Origin of the sequence: Intrasporangium zincisolvens (assembly GCF_034724055.1) — a bacterium.
GTDB classification, from domain to species: domain Bacteria; phylum Actinomycetota; class Actinomycetes; order Actinomycetales; family Dermatophilaceae; genus Monashia; species Monashia zincisolvens.
Window position 1 is genome coordinate 344,874 of sequence record NZ_JAWIIL010000003.1, and the last position, 23,099, is coordinate 367,972.

Here is a 23,099-nt window from a genome sequence, read left to right on the forward strand (position 1 = left end):
CTCCGGGCAGCCCCGGGGGGCCCGCCGGCACCAGGAGATCACGACGACGTGTCGAGCAGGCCCTTCATCGTGGTGATCTCCGTGCTCTGCCCGTCGATGACGGCCTGCGCGAGGGTCTTGGCCTGTGCGCTCTGGCCCAGGGCCAGCTCGGTCCTGGCCATGTCGACCGCGCCTTCGTGGTGCCTGATCATCATCTGCAGCCACATCCGGTCGAACGCCGTGCCGGAGGCCTGCTTCAGGGCAACCATCTCCTGGGCGGTCATCATGCCGTCGCCGCCCATGCCGCCCATGCCGCCCATGGCGCCCATGTCGTGGTCGGAGGGCATCGGCGCGGAACCCCAGTCCGTGAGCCAGCCGGTCATGGTGGTGATCTCCGGGTCCTGGGCGGCCTCGATCCGGCGGGCCAGCTCCCTGACCTCGGGGCTGTCGGCCTGTGCGAGGGCCAGGTCGGCCATCTCGATGGCCTGCTGGTGATGCGGCACCATGCTCGCGGCAAAAGTGATGTCGGCCTGGTTGTGCGCCGTCGCGCTGCCGTCCGTCGGGCTCGCCGTCGCGCCGGTGCGCGCGGTGCCCATCCCGGTCATCGGACCGGCGGGCATGTCGTGGCTGCCCATCCTGCCGTCCGAGCTGCAGGCGCTGACGAGCAGGGTGGTGGCCAGGGTGGCGGTGGTGGCCAGGGTCTTCACGGTGCGGGTCACGCGTCGTCCTTCGTCGTCGGTTTCGAATTCTCTGGTTCGTTGGTCCATCGGCTCGCCGGGTCAGCGCCGGCGGGGGTCGAGGCTGGTCGAGCGACGCCGGGCAGCCGGACGTCCAGGCCGGCGAGGTCCTCCGACCGAGACTCGGGGACGCACGTTCAGGGCCGGCGTCGGTTTCCTGAAGGTTCGGTCAAGATCGAGGCAGCCGGGTGCGACGGGCCGACATCGCTGGGTCGCTGGCGTGACACTGGGCGCATGGATGGCACCTCGCGCACGTCCGCCGTGCGAACCGGGTGGGCGGCCCGGCCCCTGGGGACGCGTCTGATGCTCGCGCAGGGCGCGGTGGTCACCGCGGGAATCCTCACGGCCAGCGGCGTCGCCGCCCTCATCGGGCCACCCCTGTTCCACGACCACCTGGTCCGCGCCGGGATGTCCGCGACGGCCGCCGAGGTCGACCATGTCGAGCAGGCCTACCGGGAGGCGAGCTTCGTCTCCCTCGGCGTGGCCCTGGTCATCGCCGTCCTGTGCGCGCTGGCTGTGACCTGGTACGTGGCGGGTCGGCTCCAGCGTCCGCTGGCGTCGCTGACGCGGTCGGCAGAGCGGATGGGACGAGGCGACTACGAGGCGCGGGCGACAGCCACGGGTGCCGGACCGGAGCTGGCCAGCCTCGCCGAGGCCTTCAACGTCATGGCGGGTCGGCTCTCCGACACGGAGCGGACGCGACGTCGGCTGGTGGGTGACGTCGCCCACGAGATGCGCACCCCGGTGGCGACGATGGCGGCCTACCTCGACGGCCTCGACGACGGCGTCGCGGCGTGGGACGGTCCCACCTCGGCCCTCATGCGGGCCAACGTGGAACGGCTGGCGCGGCTGTGCGAGGACATGTCCGCAGTCTCCCGGGCCGAGGAAGGACACCTGCGGCTGCGGCGCAGCGCCGTCGACGTCGCCGACCTCCTGGAGGCGGCCGAGCACGAGGGGCGACCCGGATTCGAAGCCAAGGGCGTGCGCCTGCTCCTCGAGCCACCGCCCGACGTGTCCGTCGACGCCGACCCCGAGCGGTTGGCCCAGGTGCTGAGCAACGTGCTGACCAACGCGCTGCGCCACACGCCGGCCGGAGGCGCCGTCTCCCTCGCCGCGTCGGTGGACGGAGACGTCGTCCGCGTCGAGGTGCGCGACACCGGTGAGGGGCTCGACCCGGAGCAGCTCACCCACGTGTTCGAACGCTTCTACCGTGGCGACGCGGCCCGGACCCGCGATGCGCGCGGCAGTGGCGTCGGCCTCACGATTGCCAAGGCCATCGTCGAGGCCCACGGCGGACGCCTCACGGCGGCCAGCCCCGGCCACGGCCACGGATCCACGTTCACCGTGGCCCTGCCGGTGGTTCAGGATCGGTTCAGGACCGAGGCGTGAGCCTTGGCCGATGACCCGCCGCCCGACACGTGGCCGATTCGGGGACGATGACGGCATGGCTGTGTCCTCGGTCCTGTCCCGGTGGCGCGTGCGGTCGCTGCGGTTTCGCATCCTGGCCGTCACGGCGGCCGCGGCGTCGGTGGCGCTGGTCGTCGCGCTGGCCGCCTACGAGATGACGCTCGAAGCGGTCGTGAGCAGCACGACGACGAGCGCGGTGACCGAGCAGGCCAACCAGATCGCCTCGATCGTCGTGGCCGGCAAGGAGCCGGCCACGACCCTGCGCGAGGTCCCCGCACGAGGGTCGGTCCTTCAGCTCGTCGGGCGCGACGGGCGGGTGCTGTCCTACAACGACGTCGCTGCCGCCCGACGCCCCCTGGCCGACCTCAAGCCCGCCGCTGGCCAGGTCCTCAGCACGCGCGTCGACGGTCTTCCGACCGACGAGAACGTGTCCTACGTCGTCGTGGCCCGGGGCCTCGGCGGCACGGCCGGCGAGGGCGAGGTGGGCCTCGGCGGGACGACCCTGTTCGTGGCGACGCCCCTGCAGACCGAGTCCGTCCTGATCCAGGGGGCCACCACGGCCCTCGGGGTGCTGGCTCTGCTCCTGCTGGCGGGCCTGCTCTGGTTGATCAACCGGGTGCTGAGCAGCGCCTTGAACCGAGTCGAGCGGATCAGGTCCTCCGTCGCCGAGATCCGGGCCACCGGCTCCGAGGTGCGGCTGCCGGAGCCGACCGGTGACGACGAGATCACCCGTCTGGCCCAGACGATGAACGAGATGCTCGACCGGCTGCGCGAGGCCGACGCTGCGCAGCGGGCGTTCGTCAGCAACGCCTCGCACGAGCTGCGCAGCCCCCTCACGGCGATCCGCATGATCAGTGAGACCTCACCCGAGGGGATCGACCGGGCGGGCACCGCCGTCGTCACCACGGAGGCGCTGCGCATGCAGAGTCTCGTCGAAGACCTGCTGACGCTGGCCAAGGCGGACGACCAGGGAATCGTGTTGCAGCACAAGGATGTCGACCTGGACGACCTGCTCATCGACGAGATCCACAGGCTCGAGGCCACGACGGCCCTGGTCGTCGTGGGCGACATCCGTGCCGCACGGACCGTCGGTGACCCCGACCGCCTCGCGCAGGTCGTGCGCAACCTCGTCGACAACGCCGCACGGCATGCCCGCAGCTCCGTCCGCCTGTCCTGCGGACCTGGCCCGCAGGGGACCGTGATCGTCACCGTCGACAACGACGGCGACGTGGTGCCCGTGGACCAGCGCGAAGCCATCTTCGACCGCTTCACGCGCCTGCAGGACTCCCGCGACCGGGACAGCGGCGGCAGCGGCCTCGGCCTGGCCATCGTGCACGCCCTGGCGCAGGCCCACGGCGGGAGCGTCACCACCGGCGTGGCCCCGGACGGCTGGTGCCGCTTCGAGGTGAGGCTGCCCGAACCGGCCTGAGTCGAAACGTCCGCCGGCGGCCGGACAGGTGCCGCAACGACGCGTCAGCGGACCCGGCTAGGGTGCGCCGTGAGGAGGCCGAACCGGATGCGTGTGCTGGTCGTCGAGGACGAGGTCAACATCGCCGTGACGCTCAAGCGGGCGTTGGGCGGCGAGGGTTTCGTCGTGGACGTCGCCCACGACGGCGTCACCGGTCAGTGGCTGGCCACGGAGAACCCGTACGACGTCGTCGTCCTCGACATCATGCTGCCGGGCCGAAACGGCTACGACGTGCTGCGCAACCTCCGTGCGCAGAAGGTCTGGACGCCCGTGCTCATGCTGACCGCCAAGGACGGCGAGTACGACCAGACCGACGCCTTCGACCTGGGCGCCGACGACTACCTGTCCAAGCCGTTCAGCTTTCCCGTCCTCGTCGCGCGCCTCCGGGCCCTCGTGCGGCGCGGCGCTCCGGAGCGTCCGGTCACGCTGACTGCCGGCGACCTGCAGCTCGATCCGGCCCGGCACGTCGTCACCCGCGCGGGCACGCAGCTGCGGCTCACGGCGCGCGAGTTCGCGGTGCTGCACTTCCTCATGCGACGCGTCGGCGACGTCGTCTCCAAGGCGGAGATCCTCGACAACGTGTGGGACGCGGCCTACGAGGGTGGCGAGAACATCGTCGAGGTGTACATCGGGCACCTGCGCAAGCGCATCGACGCGCCCTTCGGGGTGGACTCGCTGGAAACGGTCCGAGGGCGGGGCTACCGCCTCCACGCAACGAGCGTCCCGCCGCCCTGAGACGTCGGGCATCGCGGACGCACGCCGTGTCGCCCGTGACGTCCGTGAGGCCCGTGACGCAGTGACGTTCAGGGACGCTTCAGCCACCCCGGGGGAGGGTGGACGAGCGCCACGACGTCTCGCCCACCGCGAACGCGTGTCCGCGGCAGGTACAGACGGCACCGACGAAGGACACCGGAGACCCCATCCCCATGGATCCCAACCAGCAGCTGTTCAGCCAGGTCAACGACCTCGCCCGCCACACGCCGTGGTTGCACGGCATCGTGGCCGGCTACGCCGGCTACGGCGTCCTCGTGTTCGCCGCCCTCGTCCTGCTCGTCGTGTGGCAGGCGCGGCATGCTCCCCACGCCAGGCTGGCGGCGGCCGTGTGGGCGGGGCTGGCGACCGTCCTCGCTGTCGGGGTCAACCAGCCCGCCGTGGCGCTCGCAGCAGAGCCGCGCCCGTACCAGACGCACCCGGGCATCCTGGTCCTCGTCGCGCGCAGCAGCGACTGGTCCTTCCCTTCTGACCACGCGGTCATGGCCGGAGCCTGTGCGGTCGGCCTTTTCATCGCCTCCCGGCGGATCGGCGCCGTCGCCATGGCCGCGGCCCTGCTCATGGCGGCTGCCCGGGTGTACGTGGGGGCCCACTACCCCCTCGACGTCGCCGCGGGCCTGCTGCTGGGGGCCCTCGTCGCGGGCGTCGGCTGGCTCGTCCTGCGCAAGCCCCTGGTGCTGGCCGTCTCGCGGCTGCGGCACGTGTCGCTCGTCCGCTCGTGGTGCGAGCCACGTCCGGGCGTCTGACCACTCGCCCTGGCCGAGGACAGGACGCCGTCAGCGTCGGGACTCGGCCGTCCGGTCCTCGCCGAGGGTCGGGTCGCTGTCGACCAGCGCCTTGCGGGAGCGTGCGTACTCGTCGACATCGATCTCGCCCCGAGCCAACCTGCCCTGCAGCACGTCCAGAGGAGCGGCGGTCCCGCCCCGCGCCGCGCAGGAACGGGCATCGGGTGCCTCCCGGGGGCGCGACGGACGCGGGGAGCGGTCGCTGAACGCCAGGCGCGCGACGTAGAGGACCGCCAGCCAGAAGGCCACCGTGCCGCCACCCATGACCAGCCACATCCAGGGCGCCGCGCCCATGCCCGTGTTCCACATCATGCGGACCACGATCCGCCGGAACCGTGATGGGCTGGCGCAGGGACCATGAAGATCTGACGAAGATCGGCGGCGAGCCCGGCACCTGAGGCGATCTCGCTCGGCAGGCCCCAGCAGACTGGGGCCATGAGCCTCGGCAGCACCTCCGGCGTCTCACGCGTCCTCGTCGTCGAGGACGAGCGGGATCTCGCGCGCATGGTGGCTGCCTATCTGGAGCGCGCCGGCCACGAGGTCCACGTCGCCCACGACGGCCGGGATGCCGTGGAGCAGGCTCGCGCGCTCGACCCCGACGTCATCGTCCTGGACCTCGGACTGCCGGGCCTCGACGGCGTCGAGGTGTGCCGGCAGATCCGCACCTTCTCCGACTGCTACGTCCTCATGCTGACGGCCAGGGCCGACGAGGTCGATCTGCTGGTGGGGCTGTCCGTGGGGGCCGATGACTACCTCACGAAGCCCTTCAGCCCCCGCGAGCTCGTCGCCCGCGTGCAGGTGGTGCTACGCCGGCCGCGCACCTCGGCGGGGGCACGCGATGAGGTGCCCGCCGAGCGCGTCTTCGGAGACCTGGCCATCGACACCGAGGCCCGACGGGTCAGCCGCGCCGGGTCGCCGGTCGAGCTGACCCGCACCGAGTTCGACCTGTTGGCCGCGCTCAGCGCACGGCCACGGCTGGCGCACACGCGCCGACAGCTCATCGACGCCGTCTGGGACCCCTCGTGGGTGGGCGACGAGCACATCGTCGACGTGCACATCGCCCACCTGCGCCGCAAGCTGGGCGACGACCCGGGCCGCCCTCGCTACATCGACACCGTGCGCGGCGTCGGCTACCGGATGGGACGCGGCTGAACGCCGAAGGGCCTGCTGGACTCGACATCGTCGATCCAGCAGGCCCTTCGGCGTTTGGTCGGGGTGACAGGATTTGAACCTGCGACCTCTTCGTCCCGAACGAAGCGCGCTACCAAGCTGCGCCACACCCCGGTGCTGCGGATCGGGTGTACCCGAGGCAGCAAGAGGAGACTCTAGCGCAGCCCCCGGCCCATCTCCGAATCGGGTCTCGGGGCCCCAGGTGACCCCGGTCGATGCCCGTCCTCGCGCCCGGCCGCGACGGTTCACCTCGACCCGGCGCGGGCTCTCGGGAGTCGAGGTAGACCGTCGCGCTCGGCCGCGACGGTTCACCTCGAACCGGTGCAAGCGGACTCAGGTGTGGGAGCGGGGGACGAGGGTCAGCAGCGTCGCCTCGGGGCGGCAGGCGAGGCGCACGGGCGCGGTCGGGGCGGTACCGAGACCGGCCGACACCTCGAGCCAGGCGGCGTCCGCCGGCGCCTGCGACGACGGCGTCGACCCGGCGCCTGGCCACCACCGCGACACCCCCTTGACGCGCGAGGTGTCGAGGTCGCAGTTCGTGACGAGGGCGCCGTAGCCGGGCACGCAGACCTGGCCGCCGTGGGTGTGGCCGGCCAGGAGGAGCCGCGCGCCGTCGGAGGTGAACGCGTCGAGCACCCGCTGGTAGGGCGCGTGGGTGACGCCGATCGTCAGGTCGGCTGACGGGTCGGCAGGGCCGCGGACGAGGTCGAGGCGGTCGTAGCCGAGGTGCGGGTCGTCGACGCCGACGAGCTCGAGCCGCAGGCCGCGCACCTCGAGCACCCGGCGGCGGTTCGTGAGGTCGGTCCAGCCGCGGTCGAGGCCACGGCGCAGGTCGTCGGTGGGCAGCCGTGGCGTCGAGCCGACGCCCTTGGCGTGGTGGCGCGTCAGGTACCGCAACGGGTTCTTCACCTTCGGCGCGAAGTAGTCGTTCGAGCCGAGCACGTAGGCGCCGGGGACGTCGAGGAGCAGCTCGAACGCGTCGAGGAGGGCCGGCACGGCGTCGGGCGCGGCGAGGTTGTCACCGGTGTTGACGACGAGGTCGGGGTCGAGCGAGGCGAGGCTGCGCACCCAGGCGGCCCTGGCGCGCTGGCGCGGCACGAGGTGGATGTCGGACACGTGCAGCACCCGCAGCGGCCCGCTGCCCTCCGGCAGCACCGGGACCTCGAAACGCCTGAGCACGAAGGCGTTCCGTTCGACGAGCGAGGCCCACCCGAGCACGGCAGCGCCCGCGGCACCGAGGCCCAGCACGGTCTTCGTCACGGCATGCATGGGCCTCATCCTCGCACCCCTGCCGGGCCCGGCGACAAACCCGGCGGGGGCGTGCGACGCGACCTGAGAGACTGACGCCATGAGCACCCTCAAGGAGCAGCTGAAGTCCGACCTCACCACCGCGATGCGTGAGCGCGACCAGGTGCGGGCCGGCTCGATCCGCATGGCCCTCACCGCCGTGACGAACGAGGAGGTCGCCGGCAAGGAGCACCGCGAGCTGTCCGACGACGACGTGCTCAAGGTGCTGACCAAGGAGGCGAAGAAGCGTCGCGAGGCTGCTGAGGCCTACACCGGCGCCGGCCGGGCCGAGCTGGCCGCCAAGGAGGAGGCCGAGCTCGCGATCCTCGAGACCTACCTGCCCCAGCAGCTCGGCGACGACGAGCTCGAGGCGATCGTCCGCGAGGTCGTCGCGGCGTCCGGCGCCACGGGGATGCCGCAGATGGGCCTCGCGATGAAGGCCGCGAACACCGCCGTCGCCGGACGCGCGGAGGGCGGTCGCGTCGCCGCGGTCGTCCGACGCCTCCTCGCCGGCTGAGCGAACTCCGCACGACGAAGGGCCCGACGCGTGATGCGTCGGGCCCTTCGTCATGGCGCTCGTGCGGGAGTCTCGTCAGCGCCCGGGTGGCGGCTTGGGTCCGCCCCGGCCGTTGCCGTTCCCGTTGCCGCCGCCTCCGCCTCCGCCTCCGCCGCCACCGCCACCGCCCCCGCCGGGGTTGACGACGGTCGGCTGGGGCGCCGGCTGACGCTGCCCTCCGCGCGAGGTGTAGATCGTGATGTAGCTGCCGGCCGGGGCCTGGCCGTACGGCGAGGTGCCGGCGACCATGCCCTGCGGGACGCCCGAGCTCATCGTGCCGCCGACACCGGCGGTGAAGCCCGCCGCCTGCAGGGTCGCGATGGCCTGGTCGACGCTCATGCCGGTGACACCCGGTACCGAGGTCTGGTCGCCCTTGGTGAACTTGTCGGTCGGCTCGCCGAACTTCACCTCCGGCTGGCCGTCGAGCGCCTTGTTCATGATCTGCTTCCAGATCGGTGCGGCGATCGCGGCACCGTGCATGACGGGGTAGAACTGGCCGCCGACGGTGATGTTCTTCATGACGCGGGTGATCGGGTCGTACGGCGTGCCGACCCAGACGGCCGTGACGAGCTGCGGCGTGTACCCGACGAACCACGACTCGTTGTTGCCGTTGGCGGTACCGGTCTTGCCGGCCGACTCGCGCTTGCCGTCGTCGAGCTGGTTGCGGATGCCCGAGCCGTGCGTCATGTTGAACTCGAGGAACTTGTCGGTGGCCCGCACGACGTCGGGCTCGACGACCTGCTGGCAGGCGGTCTTCGGCAGCGCGACGTTCTTGCCGCCGACGACGAGCTTGGTCACGGCGACCATCGGGCACTTCTTGCCGTCGGCCGCGAGCACGCCGTAGGCGTGGGCGACGCCCTGCGGCGACACGTCGGAGGCGCCGAGGATGTACTGCGGCGCGTACCGGCCGACCGGCTGGCCGTCGGCCTGGTGCAGGCCGAGGCGCAGCATCGTGTCGCGGACCTTGCAGCCGCCCAGCTGCTCGGCGAGCGCGACGAACGCGGTGTTCGTCGACTTCGCGGTGGCCTCCATGAGGCTGATCCGGCCGCCGGCGAAGGGCGAGTCGTTGTAGACGTTCCACTCACCGCCGGGGCCGCAGTTGGCCATGCCGCCCGGCCACTCCTTCGGCGTGTACCTGGCCTGGGAGTTGCCGCCGGCGCCCTTGGCGTTGACCGACGAGCTCGTCGTCATGCCGGACTCCATCGCGGTGACGAGCGCGAAGGCCTTGGCCGTCGAGCCGAACTGGAAGCCGCCCGAGCCGCCGTACTTCTTGTCGAGGGCCCAGTTGATGCCGGTCTTGCCGCGCGACTCCTTGTCGACCGTGTACACGGTGTTCTGGGCGAAGGCCTTGACCTCACCGGTGTTCGGGTCGGCGACGTAGGCGGCGGCACCGATGCGCTCGTCGTTGCCGATCGGGACCTTCTTGGTGACCTCGCGCTGGGCGACCTTCTGGATGCGCGGGTCGAGCGTCGTCTGGATGGTGATGCCACCGCGGTAGAGCGTGCGCTTGCGCTCCTCGACCGTCTTGCCGAGCTGCGGCATGAGCAGCGCATAGTTGACGATGAAGTCGCACCAGTACGGGTACGGCGAGGCGAGGCACGTGCTCTTCGGGTTGGACACCCGCAGGTCCTGCTTGATGGTGCGCTTCTTGGCCGCCGCATGCTGCTTGTCGTCGATGATCTTCAGCTCGTGCATGCGGTCGAGCACCACGTTGCGGCGGGCGAGGGCCCGCGCGGGGTTGTTGACCGGGTCGGTGGTGCCCGGGTTCTGCGTCAGGCCGGCGAGGAGGGCGGCCTGCGAGAGGCTCAGCTTGCTCGCGTGCACGCTGAAGTAGTGCATCGAGGCGGCCTCGACGCCGTACGCGCGGTCGCCGTAGTAGACGAGGTTGAGGTAGCGCTCGAGGATCTGGTCCTTGCTCAGCTGCTTCTCGAGGGTGATGGCGTACTTGAGCTCCTTGAGCTTGCGCATGTAGTCCTTGCGGACGGCGGCCTGGGCGGCGGCCTTGTCGCCCTCGGCGAGCGCGTTGTACTGCAGCGAGATCTTGACGTACTGCTGGGTCAGCGACGAGGCGCCGACCGAGCTGCCGTTGCGCAGGTTCGAGATGACCGCGCGCATCGTGCCCTGGATGTCGATGCCGCCGTGCTCGTAGAAGCGGTGGTCCTCGATCGCGACCTGCGCCTCACGCATGATCGGGGCGACCGCGCTCAGCGGCACGACGGTGCGGTTCTGCTCCTGCGGCGTCGCGATGACGCTGCCGTCGGCGGCGAGGATCTTCGAGGACTGGGCCAGCGGGTTCGTCGTGAAGTCGCTCGGCAGCTCGTTGAAGACGTCGACGCCGCTGCGTGCGAGTGCGCCCGTGGCGCCGACGGCGGGCATCGCCAGACCGGCCGCGAGCAGCCCCAGCACCAGGGCAGAGGCCAGGAAGGCACCGAGCAGGCTGACGACGCCACCGACCGAGGTTGTGCGTGAGGACATGGGCCCAAGGGTAACCGCTGAGGCCCTGGTCACCGGATCTTCGCACGTCAGGACAGGTCGGGACGCAAGAACCTCGAGTTCGGCGGGCCCGCCACGGAGGTTCGGCATGGTCCGGAGTGACTAGTCACCCGCGTCCGGAAATGGTCCGTGCGGCCTATGTCGCACTCATGCGACCGAGCCCTAATGTCTCGTTTGGGCCTAAGGGGAGGTCCACCACATCAGGACCGGTGGGACGGTCCGTTTGCCGGCTCGGTTACTGGGAGGTTCCGAGCGGGGAGGGGAAACTGATCATGAGTGCTGTCGCAATTGTCGACTCGTGGGTCGACGACTGGGCTAGCCAGGCTCGCTGTTCGAGCCAGGACCCGGACGCGCTGTTCGTCCGTGGCAAGGCCCAGCACGACGCCAAGGCCGTCTGCAAGGGGTGCCCGGTTCTGGCCCAGTGCCTGGCCGAGGCCCTCGACAACCGGACCGAGTTCGGTGTCTGGGGCGGGATGACGGAGCGGGAGCGCCGCGCGCTGCTGCGCAAGCGTCCCGACATCGCCTCGTGGAAGACCGCGCTGCGCGCCGGTATGGCCGCGCAGTCTCGTCAGGCCTGAGCCACACCAAACGCCCGCGCCGCGACGCGTCCGACTCGCCGGACGCGTCCGGCGCTCGCGTGTGTCACCGGCGCGCCTGAGCTCCGGGGCCGTTCGGAGCATCCGGGACGTCCGGGATGTCCGGGACGTCCGGGCCTTCGGGACCGTCCGAGGGCGGTGTCAGGACGCCGCGAGCGCTGCGCCGATCTCGCGCAGGCCGTCGAGGTCGTGCACGTCGCGCCCGAGGGCCGGCACGTGCACCACGGGGATTCCGGGGTGCGCGCGTGAGAAGCGGTCGGCCAGCTCGTGCTGTCGCTGTGCCGTCCGGACGAGGTCGGCGTGCAGGCGCAGCAGGCCGGCGGCGGTCGTGGCCGACTTCGGCCCGTTGCCGTCCTCGAGCGCCTCGGCGACCGCGAGGGCCTTCGACGGCGTCAGCCCGGTGGCCTCGACGCGTCCGATGCGGTTGACGACGAGCCCGGCCAGGGGCATGCCGTCGGCCTCGAGCCGGTCGACGAAGTAGGACGCCTCGCGCAGCGCGTCGCGTTCGGGGGCTGCGACGACGAGGAAGGCCGTGCCCTCCTCGGACAGCAGCCGGTAGGTCTCGTCGGCGCGCTCGCGGAACCCGCCGAACATCGTGTCGAGCGCGTTGACGAAGGTCTGGACGTCGGTGAGCATCTGCCCGCCGAGGATCTTGGTCATCGCCCCGGTGACCATCTGGACGCCGACGCCGAACATCTTGAGGCCGGCCCGACCGCCGGCCTTCGCCGGCGCCGTGAGCAGGCGGATGAAGCGGCCGTCGAGGAAGCTGCCGAGGCGGTTCGGGGCGTCGAGGAAGTCGAGCGCCGACCGCGACGGCGGGGTGTCGACGACGATGAGGTCCCACGGCGCGTCGGGGCCGCCCTCGGACGCCTTGAGCTGGCCGAGCTTCTCCATCGCCATGTACTCCTGCGTGCCTGCGAACGAGCTGGAGACGGCCAGGTAGAAGGGGTTGGCGAGGATCTGCTCGGCCTTGTCCGGGTCGGCGTGCGTCATGACGACCTCGTCGAAGGTCCGCTTCATGTCGAGCATCATCGCGTGGAGGCTGCCGCCGGCCGACGCGTCGATGTCGGTGACCGGGCGGGGCGTGTTGTCGAGCTCGGTGAGGCCGAGCGACTGCGCGAGCCGGCGGGCCGGGTCGATGGTGAGCACGACGACTCGGCGGCCGGCCTCGGCGGCCCGAAGCCCGAGCGCGGCGGCCGTCGTCGTCTTGCCGACGCCGCCCGAGCCGCAGCACACGACGATGCCGATCGACGCGTCGGCGACCAGGGTGTCGACGTCGAGCGCCGGTGCCGGCCGGGCGACCCTCGGCTGGGTGGTCGTCGTCATGCGGGCACCTGCTCGTGGGCGAAGTGGGGCACGAGGACGTCGGCGAGCTCGCGGACCGACCCGCTGTCGACGCCGTCGGGCAGCAGGGGCAGCTCGAGAATCGGCAGCCCGGCCTCCTCGAGGAGGGCGCGCTGCTCGCGCTCGAGGTCGACGCGTTGCGCGTGGTCGCGGGCCTCGGCGAGCAGCCCGTCGACGAGCTCGGGCGTCACGGTGACCCCGGCCTCGGTGAGCTGGGTGCGGATCGAGGGTTTGTGCAGCCGACCGGCGAGGGCCTGCCCGATGGCAGCGTCCTCGAGCAGCGGCCGGCGCACCATGTTGACGATGATCGAGCCCGGCCGGAACCCCTTGGACCGCAGCTCCTCGACGGCCTCGAGCGTCTCCTGCACGGGCATCTCCTCGAGGAGGGTGACGAGGTGCACGACGGTCTGCTCGGACTGGAGCAGGCGGGTGATCGACTCGGCCTGCGAGTGGATCGGCCCGACGCGGGCGAGGTCGGCCACTTCGGAGTTGACCGACAGGAAACGCCCGATGCGGCCGGTGGGTGGCGCGTCGAGGACGAGGGCGTCGTAGGTGGGCGGGGCGTCGCCGCGGTGCTTGCCGTCGCGGCGGCGGCGGTTCGCCTCGTAGACCTTGCCGATGAGCAGGACGTCGCGCACGCCCGGGGCGACGGTCGTCGCGAAGTCGATGGCGCCGAACTTCTCGAGCAGACGCCCGGCGCGACCGAGCTTGTAGAAGAGCTGGAGGTACTCGAGCAGGGCCGCCTTCGGGTCGACCGACAGCCCGTCCACCTCGCCGCCGCCGGGCAGGCGCACGACGCGCGTCTCCTCGGTGCCGAGCGGCGGCACGTCGAACGTCTGGCTGATGCCCTGGCGCCCCTCGACCTCGGTGAGCAGCACGCGGCCCGGCGTCGAGGCGAGGGCGAGGGACATCGCCGAGGCGACGGTGGTCTTGCCGGTGCCGCCCTTGCCCGTGACGACGTGCAGCCGCGCCTGGCCCCAGTCGGTCGTCACGGGCCCCAGCCTATGCGGGTGGTCAGCGGGTCAGGGCGGCGACGGTGGACAGCACGGTCGCGAAGGCCGGCTGGTCGGGGTCGATGAGGGAGAAGTGGCCGGCGTCCGGCACCACCGTCCGCTCCACGTCGCCCCCGGCCCGGTGCGCCGCCTCGAGGTAGGCGTCGCCGACGACCGTGGGCACGACGTCGTCCTCGGTGCCGGACAGCAGGCGCACCGGCACCCGCGGCGGCATCGCGGTCATGGGGTCGGCCGACCGCCAGGCCGGCGTGCCCGGGCCGGTGCCGACGAAGGCGCGGGCGGCGTCGGAGCCGAGGTGCAGCCGGTCGGCCGCGTCGAGGTCGACGACGCCCGCGAGCGAGACGACGCCGACGACGCCGAGGCCCTCGACCCACGGCTGGCCGGCCGCCCACGCGACGAGGTGCCCGCCGGCCGAGTGGCCGACGAGGACGATCCGGTGCGGCACCGACGCGTCACGGCCGACGGCCTCGATGAGGGCCCGGACGTCGTCGAGCGTGCCCGGCACGCCGCCGCCCGGCATGCCCGCGCGTCGGTACTCCCCGAGGGCGACCGTGTACCCGGCCGCCGCGAAGGCGTAGGCCTCGGGCAGCGCATGGGCGCGGTCGTACTCGGCCCGCCAGAACCCGCCGTGCACGACGAGGACGGTGACGTCACGAGGCGTCGCGCCCGCGTCCGGTGGGATGACGTCGTACACCTGCGCGGGGTCGGGGCCGTAGGTGCGCGTCGTCGGCGCGGCCGGCGCCGGACGCGTCAGGACGTCGTCGGAGCGGGGGTCGACGGGCGTGCTCATACCGGACATCGTGGCACCCGACGACGCGGGTCGGGACGGTGCTCCCGGGCGGGCGGCCGGGGCGCCGGCGCACGCGCTGAGCGCAGGTACACCAGTGAGTAGGGTGATCGCCATGACCACGTGGGAATACCTCACCGCACCGCTCCTGATCCACAACACCAAACAGATCCTCGACAACTTCGGGGCCGATGGGTGGGAGCTCGTCCAGATCGTCAACGGGCCCGACGGCACCAGCCTCGTCGCCTACTTCAAGCGTCCCAAGTCTGCGGGGAACTGAGCATGAGTGCTGTCGAAGACCGCCTGTCCGAGCTCGGGCTGACCGTACCCGAGGTCGTCCCGCCCGTCGCCGCCTACGTCCCCGTGGTCCGCGACGGCAACCTCGTCTTCACCTCCGGCCAGCTGCCGATGGTCGACGGCCGCCTGGCCGCCACCGGCAAGGTCGGCGCCGAGGTCGACGAGGCCACGGCCAAGGAGCTCGCCGCGACGTGCGCCCTCAACGCGATCGCGGCCATCAAGTCCGAGCTCGGTGACCTCGACAAGGTCGCCCGTGTCGTCAAGGTCGTCGGCTTCGTCGCCTCCGACCCGATCTTCACCGGCCAGCCCGGTGTCATCAACGGTGCGAGCGAGCTGCTCGTCAAGGCCTTCGGGGAGAAGGGCGTCCACGCCCGGTCCGCCGTCGGTGTCGCCGCCCTTCCCCTCGACGCCCCGGTCGAGGTCGAGGTCGTCGTCTCCGTCGAGGCCTGAACCGGTGATGGGTCGTCTCTTCCCGCTCACGACCACGCCCGGCATCTCCGATGCCGCGACCCGATGGCTGTCCGGCGACCGGTGGGAGATCGCCGAACCACGACGCGCCAGCACCGTCATGCTCGTGCGTGACGCGCCCGACCCGTCCGATGCCACCGCCGGTCCGGAGGTGTTCATGCTCCGGCGCGTCTCCGAGATGGAGTTCGCGCCGAGCATGCACGTCTTCCCCGGCGGCGGCGTCGACGACCGCGACGGCGAGGGTGACCTGCCCTGGAGCGGTCCCTCACCGCTCGAGTGGGGCGAGCGCCTCGGCTGCAGCCCGACCGAGGCGCAGCTCTATGTCGCCGCCGCCGTCCGCGAGCTCTTCGAGGAGTGCGGCGTGCTCCTCGCCTCACCCTCGGCGAGCGGACCGCTCGCGTGGGTGGGCGACGCCGAGTGGCGCCAGGTGCGCGCCGACCTCGTGTCGCGCGCCGTGTCGCTGCGTGAGGTCCTCGTCGACCGCGGCCTCGTGCTGCGCTCCGACCTCGTCGTGGCCAAGGCGCACTGGCTGACGCCGGAGTTCGAGCCGCGCCGCTACGACACGTGGTTCTTCGCCGCGGTCATGCCGCCCCTGCAGACCGCCGACGGCGACACCACCGAGGCCGACCTCGCCGAGTGGGTGCGCCCTGCGGACCTGCTGCGCGACTACGACGCCGGCTCGGCACTCATGCTGCCGCCGACCGTCATGTGCGTCGAGCAGGTGCGCGATGCCGCCTCGGCCGCGGACTTCGTGGCGCATGCCGACCTGACGCCGCTCGTCATGCCCGAAGTCGTCGACGCCCCTGGCGGCGCGGCGATGGAGGTCGTCGAACGCGTCTGAGCCGCAAGCCAATCCGACCGCCGTGTGGGGCGGTCGGCTCGAGGAGGCAGGCTCTCCAACGTTTTTCGTCACAGACTTTTGGACGCGAGGAGGTCGACGTGCAGGGTGCAGAGGTCGACCCGACGTGGGCCGGCGGCCGGTTCGGCGAGCGCGCCGAGTGCGTGCTGTGCCCCAACCCCTCGCCGATGACCCTCGACGGCACGAACACCTGGCTGCTCGCCGAGCCCGGCAGCGACGCGGTCGTCGTCGTCGATCCCGGCCCGCTCGACGAGGGCCACCTGCAGAACGTGCTGCGGCACGTCACCGACTCCGGCCGACGCGTCGCGCTGACGCTGCTGACGCACGGCCACGCCGACCACGCCGAGAGCGCCGACCGCTTCCACGCCCTCACCGGCGCCCCGGTGCGGGCCTTCGGCCGCGGCCACGACGACGTCCGCCCCGGCGAGACGATCCGCGTCGGCGGCCTCGAGGTGCTGGCCGTCGAGACGCCGGGACACACGAGCGACTCCTACTCCTTCGTCCTGCCGGCCGACGCCACCCTGCTGACCGGCGACACCGTCCTGGGCCGCGGCACCACGGTCGTCGCCTGGCCCGACGGCAGCCTCGAGTCCTACCTCGAGTCCCTCGACCGCATCGAGCGGCTCACCGCCTCGGGCACGGTGACGAGCCTGCTGCCCGGCCACGGCCCGTTCGTCCCCGACGCCGCCGCCACCGTGTCGTTCTACCTGAAGCACCGGGCCGAGCGGCTCGAGCAGGTACGGGCGGCGGTCGCCGCCGGCGCGGCGACGGCGCACGCGGTCGTCGAGACCGTCTACGCGGACGTGCCGCGCAGCGTCTGGCCCGCTGCCGAGCTGTCGGTGCAGGCCCAGCTCGAGTACCTGCGCGAGCACCCCTGAGCCCGCGCATGGACGCACCTCGAGGTGTCGCCGATCTCGCCGCCGCGGCGCTCGACCTCGTCGGGGACCGTCGCCGGGCCGTGCTCGGCATCGCGGGGGCGCCGGGCGCTGGCAAGTCGACGCTCGCCGAGGCGCTCGTGGCGGAGGTGGCCCGGATGCGCGGGGCCGGCTACGTCGCGCACGTGCCGATGGACGGCTTCCACCTGGCCGACGCCCAGCTCGAGCGGCTGGGCGCCCTGTCCCGAAAGGGGGCTCCCGACACGTTCGACGCCGACGGGTACGCCCATCTGCTGCGCCGGCTCGTCGACGAGCCCGACGCGTGGGTCTATGCGCCGGGCTTCGAGCGGACGCTCGAGCAGCCGATCGCTGCGGCCATGGTCGTGTCGCCGACCGCTCGGCTTGTCATCACCGAGGGCAACTACCTGCTCCTGCCGGAGGCGCGGTGGGAGGCGGCGCGCGCGGCGACCGACGCAGTCTGGTTCGTCACGGGCGACGACGACGTGCGGCGCTCCCGGCTCGTGACGCGGCATGTCGCGTTCGGCAAGGACCCGGACGTCGCGGCGGACTGGGTCGAGCACAGCGACGAGGCCAACGCCCGGCTCGTCGATGTGTCGGCGGAAGACGCCGACCGCCTCGTCGTCAACGCTCCCGACGGCTGGCACTTCGCCTGAGCGGGCTGGTCGGGGTCCGCCGGCTACATCAGTGCTCAGCGAGAGCGGGCAGTGACGTGGCGTACGGGGATGGTGGCGCCGGGAGCCCCTGAAAAGGGTGCTCGCCCCGGGTCAGCGGGCGCGGCGCTTGAGGCGCTCGACGTCCTGGAGCAGGACGGCGCGGGCCTCGAGGCGCAGCCAGCCACGCGTCGCGAAGTCGGCGAGGGCCTTGTTGACCGTCTCGCGGGAGGCGCCGACGAGCTGGGCGAGCTCCTCCTGGGTGAGGTCGTGGCTGACCATGATGCCGCCCTCGACGGGCCGGCCGAAGCGCTCGGAGAGGTCGAGCAGGGCCTTGGCGACGCGTCCGGGCACGTCGGTGAAGACGAGGTCGGCCAGGTGCGCGTTGGTGCGACGCAGCCGCTGGGCCAGCGCCGCCAGCAGGGCCTTGGACACCTCGGGCCGGCCGGACAGCAGGCCGGTCAGCGAGTCGTTGCCCAGGCCGAGCAGCTGCGTCTCGGCGACGGCGGTGGCCGTCATGGTGCGGGGGCCGGGGTCGAAGAGGCTGAGCTCGCCGAACATCTCGCCGGGGCCGAGGATCGCGACGAGGTTCTCGCGGCCGTCGGGGCTCGTGCGGCCGAGCTTGATCTTGCCCTCGGCGATGACGTAGAGCGTGTCGCCCCGGTCGCCCTCGTGGAAGAGCACGTCGCCGCGCTCCATGTGGGTGCGGCTCATCTGCGACTGCAGGGCCGATGAGGCCTCCTCGTCGAGAGCCTTGAAGAGGGGCGCGCGCTTCACCACGTCGAGATCCACGGGGTCAGTGTGCCATGCCGTCCCCGCACCCGCCGGACGGTCGGCGAGGGCGCGGAGTCGCGTCGTCGCGCGCGGCGCGACCCAGACTCGCGGCATACAGTGTGCTGCGTGTCCCCCCGAGCCGCCGTGACCGCCGACGAGACGCCCGTCGCCCGCACGCGACGGGCGCGAAAGATGTACCGCTCTCTGCACGAGCGCTACCCGTACGCGCACTGCGAGCTCGACTTCACGACGCCTCTCGAGCTGCTCGTCGCGACGATCCTGTCGGCGCAGACCACCGACGTCGGCGTGAACAAGGTCACCCCGATCGTCTTCGCGAAGTACCGCACCGCCGCTGACTACGCCGCGGCCGACCGCACCGAGCTCGAGACGATCATCCAGCCCACCGGCTTCTACCGGAACAAGGCCGACGCGCTCATCAAGCTCGGCATCGCCCTCGTCGAGAACTTCGACGGCGAGGTGCCGGGCCGGCTCAAGGACCTCGTGACGCTGCCCGGCGTCGGGCGCAAGACCGCGAACGTCGTGCTCGGCAACGCCTTCGACGTGCCGGGCATCACCGTCGACACCCACTTCGGCCGGCTCGTGCGCCGCTTCGGCTGGACCGAGGAGGAGGACCCGGTCAAGGTCGAGCACGAGATCGGGCGCCTCTTCATGCGCCGTGACTGGACGATGCTCAGCCACGTCGTCATCTTCCACGGCCGACGCACCTGCCACGCCAAGCGCCCCGCGTGCGGCGCGTGCCCGGTGGCGCGCTGGTGCCCGAGCTACGGCGTCGGTGAGACCGACCCCGACAAGGCCGCAAAGCTGCTCAAGTACGAGCTGGCGCCCAAGGCGCTCGAGGAGGCCGCCCGCGCGGCCGCTGCCGTGCAGGCCGCCGAGGCGGGGCAGGAGAGCGCGTGACGCAGGTCGCGAGCGGCATCGCGTACGCCGGCCGCACCGGGACGATCGAGCCCGCGCCGCTGCCCGAGGGCGGGATCGCGCGTCCGGGGTGGGTCGACCACCTGGCCGACCGCCTCGGCACCGTTCGCGCCGAGGACTTCTCGCTGTTCGTCCCGCCGGACGAGGGCGGCCGCGAGTCCGCCGTCCTCATCCTCTTCGGGCCCCCGCCCGCCGTGCTCGCCACGCCCGACGCATCCGCCCCCTCCGACGCGTCACCCCTGACGGGCGCGTCCGCCGGGCCCGACGTCGTCGAGGAGGACGTTCACGTCGTCCTCCTCGAGCGCTCGCACGACATGCGCTCGCACCCCGCCCAGATCGCCTTCCCCGGCGGCGCCCGCGACCCCGAGGACGCCGACGACGTCGCGACCGCCCTGCGGGAGGCGCAGGAGGAGACCGGTCTCGACCCCTCCGGCGTCGACGTCGTCGCGACGCTGCCCTCGCTGTTCATCCCGTTCTCCGGGTTCGTCGTCACGCCGGTCCTGGGCTGGTGGGCGCGGCCCTCGGCGCTGTCGGTCCGCGACCCCAACGAGGTTCACGACGTGCTGTCGGTGCCGGTGTCGCACCTCGTTGCGCCGGCCACCCGGTTCTCGGTGACCCACCCGTCGGGGTACGTCGGCCCGGGCTTCGGCCTCGACGACCTGCTCCTCTGGGGCTTCACCGCCGGCCTGCTCGGCCGGGTCCTCGACCTCGCCGGCCTCGAGCAGCCGTGGGACGCGTCGGTGCACCGTCCGCTGCCCGAGCGCTACGTCGGAGGGGGGCGGGGATGACCGGCAGCGTCGCGCTCGACATCGCCCTCGGGCTGCTCCTCGTCGCCTACGCCGTCTCCGGCTACCGGCAGGGGCTCATCCAGAGCGTCGCCTCGCTCGTCGGGTTCTTCCTCTTCGCGATGTTCGCCGTGTGGCAGCTGCCCGGCCTCCTGGCGCACTGGGACGCGATCTCCGGCAGCACCCGGAGCCGGGTTCTCGCGCTCGTCATCGGAGTGGTCGGCTTCGGCTGGCTCGGGCAGTTCCTCGGCAGCCTCCTCGGCAACCGGATCCGGGCCAAGGTCGGGCAGACGCCGTTCCGCCGGGTCGACTCGGTGCTCGGCGGCGTCGTCGTGCTGCTCGCTGCGAGCCTCATCGTCTGGTTCATCGGCGGCACGCTGCGCACGGCCGGCAACCCGGCGCTCGCCCGGGCCATGGCCGACTCCAAGGTGCTGCGCGTCGTCAACACCGTCGTGCCCGAGGACGCCGGCCGCATCTTCAGCGGGTTCCGCGGCTTCCTGTCGGCCCAGGGCTTCCCGCAGGTCTTCGGCTCCCTCGCGCCCGAGCCGATCACGCCCGTGCCGGCGCCCGACCCGTCGGTCGCGCGGTCCGAGCCGATCCGCGCCGCGGGCCGTTCGGTCGTCAAGGTGCTGACGCAGTCGCAGCGGTGCCAGCGGGGCCAGGAGGGCACCGGCTGGGTGCTGCGCGACAACCGCATCGTCACCAACGCGCACGTCGTGGCCGGCGCGTCCGACGTGCGGGTCGAGGCCGGGGACCGGACGCTCAGCGCGCAGGTCGTCGTGTTCGACCCCGAGCGCGACCTCGCCGTCCTCGACGTCGAGGGGCTCGACCTGCCGGCGCTGACGCTCGGCACCGACATCGCCCGCAGCGACTCGGCCGCGGTGCCGGGTTTCCCGCTCGACGGCCCGTACCGGGTGGTGTCGGCCCGCGTCCGCGGCATCCTCGATGCGCGTGGCTTCGACATCTACGGCCAGGACCGGGTCGTCCGCGAGATCTACTCGCTGGCCACGACGGTGCAGCCGGGCAACTCCGGCGGGCCGCTGCTCGACACCCAGGGCCGCGTCGTCGGGGTCATCTTCGCCAAGTCGCTCGAGGACGACTCGACCGGCTACGCCCTGACCCTCACGGAGGCCAAGCCGGTGCTCGACGAGGCCGCCTCCGCGCAGCGCGCCGTCGGCACCGGGGCCTGTGTGAGCGGCGGCTGATCGTCGACGACGCCCACGCGGGCGTGCGCGGTGCCAGAGTTGTGGCATGCAGGTGTCGTTCGTCAGCGCCGACGGGATCACCGACCACGCAGCGGGGGAGCTCGAGCCGCTGCTCGCCCGGACCGACGGGTTCGTCTGGGTCGACGTGCCTGACTACGACGCCGACGCCGAAGCCCTTCTCGCGGGTCCGCTGCACGCCCACCCGCTCGTCCGGCAGGCCTGTGCCGAGCGGAACTTCGTGCCGACGGTGCACGCCTACGAGCGCCACCTCTTCGTCATCCTCCACGCGCCGCTGACCGGCGAGGGCGGCCACGTGCACGTGCTCGAGCTCGACGAGGTCATCGGCGACCGGTACCTCGTCACGGTCCACGGCCCGCGCAACCCCGTCGTGACGCTCGAGGACGCGACGGCCGAGACGCGGGCGGTGCGGGCCCGCATCGAGGCGGGGCGGCTCGCGCCCGACAACCCGTACGAGCTGGCCTACGTCGTCAACTCGGCGATCGCCCGGCGGCAGAGCGCCGCGGTCCGTGAGGTGGCGGCGAGGTTGCCGGCTCTCGAGGCCGAGGTCATGGCGCCCGACTTCCGACGCCCCGAGGGCCTGCTCGAGCAGCTGTTCCTCCTGCGGCACGAGCTGAGCACCGCGCGCACCATGGCGGCGCAGGGCTACGACATCCAGGCCCGCATCCAGTCGCTCGAGCGCTTCGTACCGGGCGAGGCGCGTCGGCACGCCCGCGACCTCGCCGACCAGTTCGAGCGGGTGCGCAACCTCGCCGACGGCGAGATGGGCTTTCTCGTGGGAGTCATCGACCTCTACCAGACCCGCGTCACGACGAAGATGACCGTCGCGATGGAGCGCCTCGCCGTCATCGCCGCGATCACCCTGCCGATCACCGCGATCGCGAGCATCTACGGGATGAACCTCATCGGCAACGACGGGACCGACGTACCGCACCTGGCCCTCGTGCTGGCGATCATGGTCGGGATGAGCCTGTGGTTGCTGCGATGGGCCCGCCGTCAGGGCTGGTGGTGAGGCACCATCGGAGCATGATCGTCGACGCCCCCGGGCTGCGCACCGACCTCGCCCTCCTCGAGCTGCAGGGCTCGCAGGTGGTCGACCACGGCGACCTCGTCGTGGTGCGGACGCCGACGAACCCGGCGTACTACTGGGGCAACTTCCTGCTGCTGCCGGCCGACGTGCCCGCGGCCGACGTCGACCGGGTCGTCGCCCGGTTCGAGGCCGAGCACCCGAAGGCCAGGCATCGGGCCGTCGCCTTCGCCGACGCGCGTGGCGACCACTCTGCTTGGGAGGCAAAGGGGTTCGAGGTCGAGGTCGACGTCGACCTCGTGACCGACACCGTGCCTGCCGACGCCCCGACGCCGGAGGGCATCGACGTGCGTCCGCTTGTCTCGGACGACGACTGGGAGCAGTCGGCGTCGGTCGGGGCCAGCGACGCGCCCGCCGAGGGCAGCGACGAGCGGCACCTGTTCGAGCTGCGCCGGGCGGCCTCCCAGCGCGGGCTCGTCGACTCGGGGCGGGGGCGCTGGTTCGGCGCCTTCGACGGCGAGACGCTCGTGGCCTCGCTCGGCATCGTGCGCCTCGGCCGGCTGGCCCGCTACCAGGACGTCATGACCCTCGCGGACTACCGACGCCGTGGCATCGCCGGTGCGCTCGTGCGGGCCGCGGGGGAGTGGGCGTTCACCGACCCCGAGGTGGAGCGACTCGTCATCGTCGCCGAGGACGGCGGCCCGGCCATCGGCCTCTACCGGCGGGCCGGGTTCCGTGAGGTGGCCCGCCGCGTCCAGGTCTGCCGCACCCCGGTGTGACCTTCTGGGCCG

25 protein-coding genes and 1 tRNA gene are annotated in these 23,099 nt (G+C 72.4%); 17 read left to right on the forward strand and 9 right to left on the reverse strand.

Going from position 1 to position 23,099, the window contains the following annotated elements:
• Nucleotides 1-38: 38 nt before the first annotated feature.
• Nucleotides 39-746 carry a DUF305 domain-containing protein gene (locus tag RY076_RS10100; RefSeq protein WP_323097532.1) on the reverse strand — a complete coding sequence of 236 codons (708 nt, stop codon included), beginning with the start codon at nt 744-746 and terminating at the stop codon, nt 39-41.
• A 204-nt stretch (nt 747-950) separates the two neighbouring features.
• Between RY076_RS10100 and RY076_RS10105 the strand changes: the two genes are divergently transcribed.
• The 4 genes from RY076_RS10105 to RY076_RS10120 all read left to right on the forward strand — a co-directional run bounded on the left by RY076_RS10105 (nt 951) and on the right by RY076_RS10120 (nt 5,108).
• Nucleotides 951-2,105, forward strand: a complete 1,155-nt coding sequence (locus RY076_RS10105; protein WP_323097533.1) for a sensor histidine kinase — start codon at nt 951-953, stop codon at nt 2,103-2,105.
• 55 nt (nt 2,106-2,160) lie between these two features.
• Entirely contained in the window at nt 2,161-3,552 is a 1,392-nt protein-coding gene (locus tag RY076_RS10110; protein WP_323097534.1) for a sensor histidine kinase, read from the forward strand.
• Between the two features lie 87 nt (nt 3,553-3,639).
• On the forward strand, nt 3,640-4,326 hold the full coding sequence (locus RY076_RS10115; protein ID WP_323098256.1) for a response regulator transcription factor: 687 nt from the start codon (nt 3,640-3,642) through the stop codon (nt 4,324-4,326).
• A gap of 191 nt (nt 4,327-4,517) precedes the next feature.
• On the forward strand, nt 4,518-5,108 hold the full coding sequence (locus RY076_RS10120; protein ID WP_323097535.1) for a phosphatase PAP2 family protein: 591 nt from the start codon (nt 4,518-4,520) through the stop codon (nt 5,106-5,108).
• A gap of 30 nt (nt 5,109-5,138) precedes the next feature.
• On the opposite strand, the gene RY076_RS10125 is transcribed toward RY076_RS10120, so the two are convergent.
• Nucleotides 5,139-5,459, reverse strand: a complete 321-nt coding sequence (locus tag RY076_RS10125) for an SHOCT domain-containing protein (RefSeq protein WP_323097536.1) — start codon at nt 5,457-5,459, stop codon at nt 5,139-5,141.
• 123 nt (nt 5,460-5,582) lie between these two features.
• Between RY076_RS10125 and RY076_RS10130 the strand changes: the two genes are divergently transcribed.
• Entirely contained in the window at nt 5,583-6,299 is a 717-nt protein-coding gene (locus RY076_RS10130; RefSeq protein ID WP_323097537.1) for a response regulator transcription factor, read from the forward strand.
• A 55-nt stretch (nt 6,300-6,354) separates the two neighbouring features.
• On the opposite strand, the gene RY076_RS10135 is transcribed toward RY076_RS10130, so the two are convergent.
• A tRNA-Pro gene (locus RY076_RS10135) sits at nt 6,355-6,431 on the reverse strand.
• 219 nt (nt 6,432-6,650) lie between these two features.
• Nucleotides 6,651-7,586, reverse strand: a complete 936-nt coding sequence (locus RY076_RS10140) for a metallophosphoesterase (protein ID WP_323097538.1) — start codon at nt 7,584-7,586, stop codon at nt 6,651-6,653.
• 79 nt (nt 7,587-7,665) lie between these two features.
• On the opposite strand from RY076_RS10140, the gene RY076_RS10145 reads away from it, so the two are divergent.
• Nucleotides 7,666-8,121, forward strand: coding sequence for a GatB/YqeY domain-containing protein (locus RY076_RS10145; protein WP_323097539.1), 456 nt, complete (start codon nt 7,666-7,668; stop codon nt 8,119-8,121).
• Between the two features lie 75 nt (nt 8,122-8,196).
• On the opposite strand, the gene RY076_RS10150 is transcribed toward RY076_RS10145, so the two are convergent.
• Complete coding sequence (locus tag RY076_RS10150; RefSeq protein WP_323097540.1) at nt 8,197-10,635, reverse strand: penicillin-binding protein; 2,439 nt, start codon at nt 10,633-10,635, stop codon at nt 8,197-8,199.
• Nucleotides 10,636-10,925: 290 nt separating this feature from the next.
• On the opposite strand from RY076_RS10150, the gene RY076_RS10155 reads away from it, so the two are divergent.
• The gene (locus RY076_RS10155) at nt 10,926-11,231 is read left to right on the forward strand and encodes a WhiB family transcriptional regulator (protein ID WP_323097541.1); all 306 of its coding nucleotides are present in this window, start codon (nt 10,926-10,928) and stop codon (nt 11,229-11,231) included.
• Nucleotides 11,232-11,390: 159 nt separating this feature from the next.
• Here RY076_RS10155 and RY076_RS10160 read toward each other — a convergent pair whose 3' ends face one another.
• The 3 genes from RY076_RS10160 to RY076_RS10170 are packed head-to-tail and all read right to left on the reverse strand — an operon-like array spanning nt 11,391 to nt 14,396.
• Complete coding sequence (locus tag RY076_RS10160; protein ID WP_323097542.1) at nt 11,391-12,575, reverse strand: ArsA family ATPase; 1,185 nt, start codon at nt 12,573-12,575, stop codon at nt 11,391-11,393.
• On the reverse strand, nt 12,572-13,585 hold the full coding sequence (locus tag RY076_RS10165) for an ArsA-related P-loop ATPase (protein ID WP_323097543.1): 1,014 nt from the start codon (nt 13,583-13,585) through the stop codon (nt 12,572-12,574). The genes RY076_RS10160 and RY076_RS10165 overlap by 4 nt, the downstream gene beginning before the upstream one ends.
• Before the next feature lie 22 nt (nt 13,586-13,607).
• Nucleotides 13,608-14,396 carry an alpha/beta hydrolase gene (locus RY076_RS10170; protein WP_323097544.1) on the reverse strand — a complete coding sequence of 263 codons (789 nt, stop codon included), beginning with the start codon at nt 14,394-14,396 and terminating at the stop codon, nt 13,608-13,610.
• 112 nt (nt 14,397-14,508) lie between these two features.
• Between RY076_RS10170 and RY076_RS10175 the strand changes: the two genes are divergently transcribed.
• The 5 genes from RY076_RS10175 to RY076_RS10195 all read left to right on the forward strand — a co-directional run bounded on the left by RY076_RS10175 (nt 14,509) and on the right by RY076_RS10195 (nt 17,566).
• A complete protein-coding gene (locus tag RY076_RS10175) occupies nt 14,509-14,673 on the forward strand; it encodes a DUF4177 domain-containing protein (protein ID WP_207555819.1) in 165 nt (54 codons plus the stop codon).
• A gap of 2 nt (nt 14,674-14,675) precedes the next feature.
• On the forward strand, nt 14,676-15,140 hold the full coding sequence (locus tag RY076_RS10180; RefSeq protein WP_323097545.1) for a RidA family protein: 465 nt from the start codon (nt 14,676-14,678) through the stop codon (nt 15,138-15,140).
• 7 nt (nt 15,141-15,147) lie between these two features.
• On the forward strand, nt 15,148-15,999 hold the full coding sequence (locus RY076_RS10185) for an NUDIX hydrolase (protein ID WP_323097546.1): 852 nt from the start codon (nt 15,148-15,150) through the stop codon (nt 15,997-15,999).
• A gap of 98 nt (nt 16,000-16,097) precedes the next feature.
• Complete coding sequence (locus RY076_RS10190) at nt 16,098-16,895, forward strand: MBL fold metallo-hydrolase (RefSeq protein WP_413785758.1); 798 nt, start codon at nt 16,098-16,100, stop codon at nt 16,893-16,895.
• Nucleotides 16,896-16,903: 8 nt separating this feature from the next.
• Nucleotides 16,904-17,566, forward strand: a complete 663-nt coding sequence (locus tag RY076_RS10195; protein ID WP_323097548.1) for a nucleoside/nucleotide kinase family protein — start codon at nt 16,904-16,906, stop codon at nt 17,564-17,566.
• 111 nt (nt 17,567-17,677) lie between these two features.
• Here RY076_RS10195 and RY076_RS10200 read toward each other — a convergent pair whose 3' ends face one another.
• The gene (locus tag RY076_RS10200) at nt 17,678-18,355 is read right to left on the reverse strand and encodes a Crp/Fnr family transcriptional regulator (RefSeq protein WP_323097549.1); all 678 of its coding nucleotides are present in this window, start codon (nt 18,353-18,355) and stop codon (nt 17,678-17,680) included.
• A gap of 174 nt (nt 18,356-18,529) precedes the next feature.
• Between RY076_RS10200 and nth the strand changes: the two genes are divergently transcribed.
• The 5 genes from nth to RY076_RS10225 are packed head-to-tail and all read left to right on the forward strand — an operon-like array spanning nt 18,530 to nt 23,087.
• Complete coding sequence (nth, locus tag RY076_RS10205; RefSeq protein ID WP_323098259.1) at nt 18,530-19,255, forward strand: endonuclease III; 726 nt, start codon at nt 18,530-18,532, stop codon at nt 19,253-19,255.
• Nucleotides 19,252-20,061: an NUDIX hydrolase gene (locus RY076_RS10210; RefSeq protein ID WP_323097550.1), complete on the forward strand. Its 810-nt coding sequence runs from the start codon at nt 19,252-19,254 to the stop codon at nt 20,059-20,061. The genes nth and RY076_RS10210 overlap by 4 nt, the downstream gene beginning before the upstream one ends.
• Entirely contained in the window at nt 20,058-21,263 is a 1,206-nt protein-coding gene (locus RY076_RS10215; RefSeq protein WP_323097551.1) for a MarP family serine protease, read from the forward strand. The genes RY076_RS10210 and RY076_RS10215 overlap by 4 nt, the downstream gene beginning before the upstream one ends.
• Before the next feature lie 46 nt (nt 21,264-21,309).
• Complete coding sequence (locus tag RY076_RS10220; protein WP_323097552.1) at nt 21,310-22,293, forward strand: magnesium transporter CorA family protein; 984 nt, start codon at nt 21,310-21,312, stop codon at nt 22,291-22,293.
• 14 nt (nt 22,294-22,307) lie between these two features.
• Entirely contained in the window at nt 22,308-23,087 is a 780-nt protein-coding gene (locus RY076_RS10225; RefSeq protein ID WP_323097553.1) for a GNAT family N-acetyltransferase, read from the forward strand.
• The last annotated feature ends 12 nt before the right edge of the window (nt 23,088-23,099 follow it).